The organism is Halalkalibacter wakoensis JCM 9140 (assembly GCF_000513095.1).
Classification (GTDB): Bacteria; Bacillota; Bacilli; order Bacillales; family Bacillaceae_D; genus Halalkalibacter; species Halalkalibacter wakoensis.
Window position 1 is genome coordinate 20,326 of the sequence record NZ_BAUT01000053.1, and the last position, 8,434, is coordinate 28,759.

Sequence of the window (8,434 nt, forward strand, 5' to 3'; positions counted from 1 at the left end):
TTTTCTATTGTATCGCCCTTTTTATAAAAACAGCAAATACGAATGAAAAATGATTGCAATCTAGATGGAGATCACCTAAGATGGCAAAGGGATGAATGGAAGGTGGCGAAAAAAGTTATGCCAAAATCACTTTGGTTCTTAATCGTGGCGATGGCTGTTAACATTACAGGTGCATCTTTTTTATGGCCGTTAAATGCAATCATTATCCATCAAGAATTAGGAAGATCTTTAACGGCAGCTGGCTTTGTACTCATGTTAAATGCGGGTGCTGGTGTAGTAGGGAGCATCATTGGTGGACGATTGTTCGATAAAATCGGCGCGTATAAAACAATGGTTTTTGGCCTTGTTGTCACGACCGTTAGTGCAGTTATATTAATATTTTATCATAGTTATTATTTTTATATGGTGTTACTTATTGGACTAGGATTTGGCACAGGGGTTATTTTTCCTGCGATGTATGCACTGGCTGGAAGCCTTTGGCCAGAAGGCGGAAGAAAACCATTTAATGCGATGTACATCGCCCAAAATGTTGGGGTGGCTGTTGGAACGGCGTTAGTCGGTGTTGTGGCAACCATTCAACTTACGGCCGTTTTTGCTGCCAATGCAATCATGTACGCGTTTTTAACTCTATTTGTAATGGTTTGTTTTCGGACCATTGGGGGCAAATCGGTTGAAGCCAACACATCAAACGTGTTTGAACAAAAAACACCGATCCGCAACAATTATCGCATCCACTCTTTGGCATTGTTATCCATTGCCTTTTTTATTTGTTGGGTTGCCTATACTCAGTGGCAAGCCAATGTGTCTGTCCATACCCAGTCGTTAGGAATTTCCCTACAACAGTATAGCTTCTTATGGACAATCAATGGACTGATGATTGTGTTTGCTCAGCCATTGGTATCCTGGCTGATCCGGAAATGGGTCCATACGTTAAAGCAGCAAATGATTGTCGGAGTTCTCATTTTTATGGTTTCCTATGCAATCTTGTTACAAGCAAGTGTATTTTCGATGTTTCTTGTTGCGATGATTGTATTAACAATTGGGGAGATGTTTGTTTGGCCAGCTGTACCAACAATTGCGAGTAAATTAGCACCGAAAAACAAAGAAGGATATTACCAAGGAATTATCAATAGTGTTGCAACAGGGGGAAGAATGATTGGCCCGTTATTAGGGGGATTGATGGTTGATTTCTTTTCGATATCGATGCTCATCATCGTTCTTTTGGCTTTGTTTGTCGTAGCGATTGCGATTCTGTTTATTTATGACGTTCCATTAAAAAGAATCGTAACAAATAAAAAGCAAGAAGCTGAAATAATAAGCTAAGCCAAAGCTTGCTTGACATAGGGCTTTGGAATTCATACAATACAAGTAAGTTCATATGTTGACGTAGACAAGGAGTAGTAATCATAATTTGGGTAACGAAGAGAGCTGACGGGTGGTGCAAGTCAGTCGAACAAGTATGATGAACTCGCCTTTGAGTTTTGAAAGTGAAATGAGTAGCTTTCAACGGATCACAACCGTTATTTGTGTAGAGCGAATGAAGAATGACTGATTCATTAATGTGGGTGGTACCGCGGGATATATAAAACTCTCGTCCCTAACTATTGTTAGGGATGGGGGTTTTTTCTATATAGTACGGATTCCCCTTGAAACCATGTAAACAACCTTAGTAGCTCAAAATGATCTCACCATTTGAACAACATTATAGCAGGAGGATTATAAGATGTCGTTTTCACATGATCAAATTGAAAAAAAGTGGCAGCAATATTGGGAAGAAAACAAAACGTTTAAAACAGAAGAAGAGCCTGATAAACCGAAGTTCTATGCATTAGATATGTTTCCGTATCCATCAGGAGCAGGGCTGCATGTTGGTCACCCTGAGGGGTATACGGCAACAGATATTTTGTCGCGAATGAAAAGAATGCAAGGATACAACGTCCTTCATCCAATGGGGTGGGATGCATTTGGATTGCCTGCTGAACAATATGCATTAGACACAGGGAATGACCCGGCTATTTTTACCGCGCAAAACATTAACACGTTTCGTCGTCAAATTAAATCACTAGGTTTTTCTTATGATTGGGATCGCGAAATCAATACGACGGACCCTCACTATTACAAGTGGACACAGTGGATTTTTACGAAGCTCCATGAAAAAGGCTTGGCATACATTGATGAGGTAGCTGTGAACTGGTGTCCAGCTCTAGGAACAGTTCTAGCGAATGAGGAAGTTATTGATGGAAAAAGTGAGCGTGGAGATCACCCGGTTGAACGCCGCCCAATGAAACAGTGGATGCTAAAAATTACGGCTTACGCAGATCGTTTGCTTGAGGATTTAGAAGAGCTTGATTGGCCTGAAAGCATTAAAGATATGCAACGTAACTGGATCGGCCGTTCAGAAGGAGCAGAAGTGACATTTAAAGTTGATGGACATGATGGTAAAAACGTAGAAGTGTTTACAACTCGTCCTGACACGTTATTTGGTGCAACATATATGGTATTAGCTCCCGAACATAAACTTGTTGATCAAATTACAACAGCTGAGCAACAAGAGCAGGTTGATGCATACAAAGCAAAAGTATCAGCGAAAAGTGACTTGGAAAGAACCGAGCTTTCAAAAGAAAAAACAGGTGTGTTTACAGGTGCGTATGCAGTGAATCCTGTTAATGGTGAGCGCATCCCGATTTGGATTGCTGATTATGTATTAGTAAGTTACGGAACAGGTGCAATCATGGCTGTACCAGCTCATGATGAGCGTGACTATGAATTTGCTAAAGCATTTAATTTAACGATACGTGAAGTCGTTGCTGGTGGAAATGTGGAGGAAGAAGCATACACAGGTGATGGTGAGCACGTTAATTCTGATTTCTTAAACGGACTGGATAAAGAAACTGCGATTACCAATATGATTGAGTGGTTAGAAACGAATCAGGTTGGGAAAAAACAAGTAACGTATCGTCTTCGTGACTGGTTATTTAGCCGTCAGCGGTATTGGGGTGAACCCATTCCTGTTATTCACTGGGAAGATGGAACGATGACAACTGTTCCAGAAAGTGAACTTCCACTTGAGTTGCCGAAAATGAAAGAAATTAGACCATCTGGTACAGGGGAATCACCGCTTGCCAATGCAAAGGATTGGTTAGAAGTAGTAGATCCTGTTACAGGAAAGAAAGGTCGCCGCGAAACGAATACGATGCCACAGTGGGCAGGAAGCTGCTGGTATTACCTTCGTTATATTGATCCAACGAACGAAGAAGCATTAGCGGACCCAGAAAAGTTAAAGAGATGGTTGCCAGTAGATATTTACATAGGTGGGGCAGAGCATGCGGTTCTTCACTTATTATATGCTCGTTTCTGGCATAAAGTCCTGTATGATATTGGAGTTGTCACAACAAAAGAACCGTTCCAGAAGCTTTATAACCAAGGAATGATTCTAGGTGAAAACAACGAAAAAATGAGTAAATCAAAAGGCAATGTCGTCAATCCAGATGATGTTGTCACAAGCCATGGTGCTGATACGTTGCGTTTATATGAAATGTTCATGGGGCCACTTGATGGTTCGATTGCATGGTCAACGAACGGTTTAGATGGAGCTCGTCGCTTTTTAGACCGAGTTTGGCGTTTATTTGTTGATGAGTCAACAGGAGAGCTAAGCTCTGCCATTCAGAATGCACCTGCGTCTGAGAGCTTTACTCGTGTGTACCACCAATCTGTTAAGAAAATAACGGAAGACATGACTGAGCTCCGCTTCAATGTCGCCATTTCACAAATGATGGTATTCATTAACGAAGGCTACAAACAGGAAGTATTGCCTCGTGATTTGATGGAAGGGTTTGTGAAGTTGCTTTCTCCAATCGCCCCTCATGTTGCAGAAGAGCTTTGGGAAAAGCTTGGGCACAGTGGAACGATTAGTTATGAACAGTGGCCAACATTTGATGAATCGCTTCTTGTAGAAAATGAAGTTGAGGTCGTTGTACAGATTAACGGAAAAGTGAAAGCGAAATTACTCATTCCATCTGATGCCACTCGTGAACAAATGGAAGAGATTGCAAAGAGTGATGAAAAAGTACAAGCTGCGATCGGTGATAAAACCGTTCGAAAATTAATTGCGGTTCCTGGGAAGTTAGTGAATATTGTTGTTGGATAACAACCATAAAATTGGATAAGGACGAAGAACCCTAGTTGCAAAGACAATCTAGGGTTTTTCCATATGGATTCATCCACATTGTAGGATAGGAAACAAAGTTACGGTGCAAATTAGAAATGGGTATGTAAGTACTCGACGATCATAATTGGGAGGGGTACTCATTATGGGGAAAAAACAATTGCTACTACAATCAGGTCAACCAAGTCTTGGGAAAGTAGATTTGCGAGAAACGAAACGGTTACTTGAGCAAGCCAAACAAGATCTTGAAATTGGAACAGAAACGTTTGTTAGCTCAGGTATATCAATAGCGCAACAAGGCTCTCAAGCGCAACCACAACCACAACAAAATCCAGTACAGCAAGCTCAGCAACAGCTTCAAACGGAAAACCAACAGCTACAGAATGCACAGTATAGCCTTCAGCAGGCACAACAGCAAGTACAACAACAAAAGTTGAACTTGCAAAACCTTCATCAACAAGTAGAACAAGGTCAACAGCATTTACAATCTCTTCAAGGTCAAGTTGAACAAGAAAAGAAGCATGTTCAACAAGAAAAAGAACAAGTACAACAAGCGCAACAACATGTATTTGATGCGATGAAGCAGCAAAATAAAATGAACTAACTGACTTGTATGAAAAAATAAGGGTGTGCGAGAGGTTTAAAAACCGTTCGCGCACCCTTGTTATTATGCTTCTGTCAATTCCGATATATCTACTTCAGAACGCTCTTCTAAAGGTCCTCTTAAATGAACGGTAGCTCGCGTTTCATCTTCATGTAACGAGTCGATCCACACGGAAGTACCATTATAAACGACATCAATATTGGCCGGAGAAGCAAGAATTTGTTTTACACGTTTTGCATCCATTTGATTCACCCCTCATATGTATTCATCTTATGATGTGTGGATAAAGATAAGATTATTCTTCTCCAACAGACAATAATCTAAAGGGAAAGGAAGAAAGTAGGATATATTTGTAAAAATAGTGGGAATATTTTGAGGATAATTGAAACTGAATTCAAATCCTAACCAATAACAGTGCTTTAGTACTTGTATATAGTGTGAATAACTTTGTGGATAGTCCAACATATACACAACAATATATGTTGGACAAATAAAGACTTTTCTAGAAAAAATCAAAGATCAACAGAATCAAAAACATAAACTGTGGATAATGTGGATATTATTTGTGTACAACTTGTTCTGCTGCAGACTTTCCTGCTGTATACCCTGTGGAAAAAGCAACTGTAATATTATAACCCCCTGTATAACCGTGAATATCTAACACTTCTCCACAGAAATACAGTCCTTTTTTCTTCTTCGAATGCATCGTTTTTGGTTCGATTTCCTTAATCGAAATGCCACCACCCGTAACAAAGGCTTTTTCAATTGATAGTGTACCATTCACTTCGATTTTAAAATGTTTACAGTGGCTAACAAGATCTCGCCATGTGTCGTGAGAAACAGTAGAAGCAGGAGTCTGTGTATCGAGCGAAAGTTTGTCATAAAGAAAAAGCAAGAACCGTTCAGTTGCAAATCCTTTTAATAAGTTCTTCATGGACTTTTTCGGCTCGTTTTTTGCTTTTGATAACAATTGCTGAAAAAGGGCCTCTTCCGAAATAGAAGGGAACAGGTCAATTTCCATCGTTATTGTTTTTGTTTCAAATTTCTTCAGTGCTTTTACAACATATTGGCTACAGCGTAATGCGGCAGGACCTGAAATCCCAAAATGAGTAAAAATCATATCTCCATCGTGCGTTTTAATTTTTTTGCCCTTTGGATTAAATACCGTTAATTCAATGTCCCGTAGCGATAAGCCTTGAAGTGTTTTTTGCTTGATAAACGATTCGTTTGATGTAATTGGAACTTCAGTAGGATATAGTTCGGTAATCGTATGACCAGCTTTCTCGGCCCAAGGGTAGCCGTCACCTGTACTTCCCGTATGGGGAACAGATTTGCCACCAGTTGCCACGATGACAGCAGGTGTTGCAATTGTTTCATGATTATGTAAAACGACTTCTTTGACGGAATCATCAGAGTATGTGATCGTTTTAACTGATGTGTTTGTTCGGATATCTACCCCGAGTTCTTTCACACGTTGTAGCAATGTTTCAACAACGGTTGTGGCTTTATCATTTATAGGGAACATTCTCCCTCTGTCTTCCTCTTTAAGTTGGATGCCTAAACCTTCGAAAAAGGCAATAATATCCTCATTATTAAAGACCGAGAATGGACTGTGCATAAACCTGCCATTACCTGGAATGTGAGCAATTAAATCTTGAAGCTCCATTCGGTTGGTCACATTGCACCTGCCCCCACCTGATATCGCTAGTTTCCGACCAAGTTTGTTTCCTTTATCTAAAAGAAGGACATTAGCCCCATGTCCGGCTGCAGCGATGGAAGCCATTAAACCAGAAGGGCCTCCACCAATGACAATAACATCATATTTTTTCACATTTCTTCACCTCAACTAACATACCGTATCATGTTTTAAATAAAAAAGGAATTGAGTGAGATTCAAGCAACGAACCGTAGACTATGGTAAAATGCAAAAGGAGTTTACGGATTCATTTTATGATTATTTGGAAAGTAGGAATGGAAGATATGTCAGATTCAAAACTAATGCGCGGTACGATGGTACTTACGGCCGCTACGTTTGCTTCGAAAATATTAGGTCTTATCTATATATTCCCTTTTACTGCTATTGTCGGCCAAACGGGGATTGCTTTATACTCGTATGGATATTTGCCCTATACCGTTTTATTAAGTTTAGCTACTTTAGGTGTTCCATTAGCCGTATCCAAATTTGTATCAAGATACAATGCGTTAGGAGATTACCAAACAGGTTACAGGTTATTTAAATCAGGGTTAATTTTTATGTCCATTACGGGTATCCTGGCCTTTTTAATATTATTTTTTGCGGCTCCTTACATTGTGCCCTGGATTATTGAGAATCCAACAGATAAAGGGAATACGTTTGAGGAGATTGTTTTTACGATAAGAATGGTAAGTGTTGCGTTAATTGTTGTACCAATAATGTCGATCATTCGTGGATACTTTCAAGGATTTCAATCAATGGGACCAACAGCCGTATCTCAAGTGATTGAACAAATTGTTCGGATTGTCTTTATTTTAGCGATCACGTTTTCAATTGTAAACATGATGGATGGCAGCATTGGCTTAGCAGTTGGATTTGCGACATTTGGAGCTTTTGTAGGAGCCATTGGTGGATTAGCTGTGTTGTTGACGTATTGGTTTAAGCGGAAATCCCTTATTCAAGAGCAAGTTGAAAAAAGTACGACTGACCACCAATTATCGTTAAAAGCGATGTATAAGGAATTGATTGCTTATGCGCTGCCATTATCGTTTGTTGGTCTTGCGATCCCGTTGTATCAGCTTATTGATTTGTTTACATTTAACAATACATTAATTGGTACTCACTTAACTCAAGATGAGTCTGAGGTTGCTTTTGCAGTATTTTCCAATACAGCTCATAAAATTATCTTAATTCCAATGGCGCTTGCCACAGCTTTATCGATTACATTGATTCCAACGATTACAAAATCGTTTACAACAAATGATACAGGCCTTTTGCAAAAACAAATTACACAAACGTATCAAGTCATTTTATTTTTAACAATACCAGCTGCTGTCGGGATGTCGATTTTGGCTTATCCAGCATTCGGAGCTCTTTATGGTTTAGAAGACTTTGAAATTGGTGGCTATATATTACGCTATTATGCACCCATTACCTTGTTTTTCTCACTGTTTGCTGTAACGTCTGCCATTTTACAAGGAATGAACAAACAAAAAATCGCTGTGATCGCACTAGCTGTCGGATTGTTCTTAAAGCTTGTGACCAATAGTTGGTTGTTATCCCTATTTGGTCCACTTGGAGGAGTGTTTGCAACATACGCAGGCTATGTTGCCTCGATTGCGGTAACCGTTTGGGCGATAGGAAAATATGCACAATTTAATTATAAGCTTATTGCCAAACGCACGCTTCTTATCCTAGTATTTGCGGGAGTTATGGCACTAGGCGTAATCGCAACGAATGTAGGTATGCAACATGTGATTCCAATTACAAATCAACTACGAGCATTTCCAACATTATTTGTTGGGATTATCGTTGGAATTGTGATTTACTTGTATCTGGGCTATCGTTCGAATTTAGCCGGCCAAGTTCTAGGAGCAAGGTTTTCCTTTTTAAACAGGAAAAAACAGAAGGTAAAGCAAGAAGGGTCGTAAAAAGTGCCTAACTGCCGCAGAGGAATGACACTCCGCTTTCC

Annotated in this window: 6 protein-coding genes and 1 other annotated feature; of the genes, 4 read left to right on the top strand and 2 right to left on the bottom strand. The window is 39.8% G+C overall.

The genetic code is table 11. From position 1 onward, the window contains the following. The first annotated feature begins 117 nt into the window (after positions 1 to 117). The 3 genes from JCM9140_RS16270 (at position 118) to JCM9140_RS16280 (ending at position 4,769) form a co-directional block, all read left to right on the top strand. Positions 118 to 1,323, top strand: a complete 1,206-nt coding sequence (locus tag JCM9140_RS16270; RefSeq protein WP_034748873.1) for an MDR family MFS transporter — start codon at positions 118 to 120, stop codon at positions 1,321 to 1,323. Positions 1,324 to 1,378: 55 nt separating this feature from the next. Then, positions 1,379 to 1,602: a binding site (T-box leader), on the top strand. Between the two features lie 121 nt (positions 1,603 to 1,723). After that, on the top strand, positions 1,724 to 4,147 hold the full coding sequence (leuS, locus tag JCM9140_RS16275; RefSeq protein ID WP_034748875.1) for a leucine--tRNA ligase: 2,424 nt from the start codon (positions 1,724 to 1,726) through the stop codon (positions 4,145 to 4,147). 163 nt (positions 4,148 to 4,310) lie between these two features. Next, positions 4,311 to 4,769, top strand: coding sequence for a hypothetical protein (locus JCM9140_RS16280; protein ID WP_034748876.1), 459 nt, complete (start codon positions 4,311 to 4,313; stop codon positions 4,767 to 4,769). Between the two features lie 63 nt (positions 4,770 to 4,832). On the opposite strand, the gene JCM9140_RS16285 is transcribed toward JCM9140_RS16280, so the two are convergent. Next, the gene (locus tag JCM9140_RS16285) at positions 4,833 to 5,012 is read right to left on the bottom strand and encodes an H-type small acid-soluble spore protein (RefSeq protein ID WP_034748877.1); all 180 of its coding nucleotides are present in this window, start codon (positions 5,010 to 5,012) and stop codon (positions 4,833 to 4,835) included. Between the two features lie 316 nt (positions 5,013 to 5,328). Continuing rightward, positions 5,329 to 6,552, bottom strand: a complete 1,224-nt coding sequence (locus tag JCM9140_RS16290) for a BaiN/RdsA family NAD(P)/FAD-dependent oxidoreductase (RefSeq protein WP_052002326.1) — start codon at positions 6,550 to 6,552, stop codon at positions 5,329 to 5,331. 167 nt (positions 6,553 to 6,719) lie between these two features. Here JCM9140_RS16290 and JCM9140_RS16295 point away from each other — a divergent pair, with 167 nt between their 5' ends. Further along, on the top strand, positions 6,720 to 8,393 hold the full coding sequence (locus JCM9140_RS16295; RefSeq protein ID WP_369384440.1) for a putative polysaccharide biosynthesis protein: 1,674 nt from the start codon (positions 6,720 to 6,722) through the stop codon (positions 8,391 to 8,393). Positions 8,394 to 8,434 lie beyond the last annotated feature (41 nt).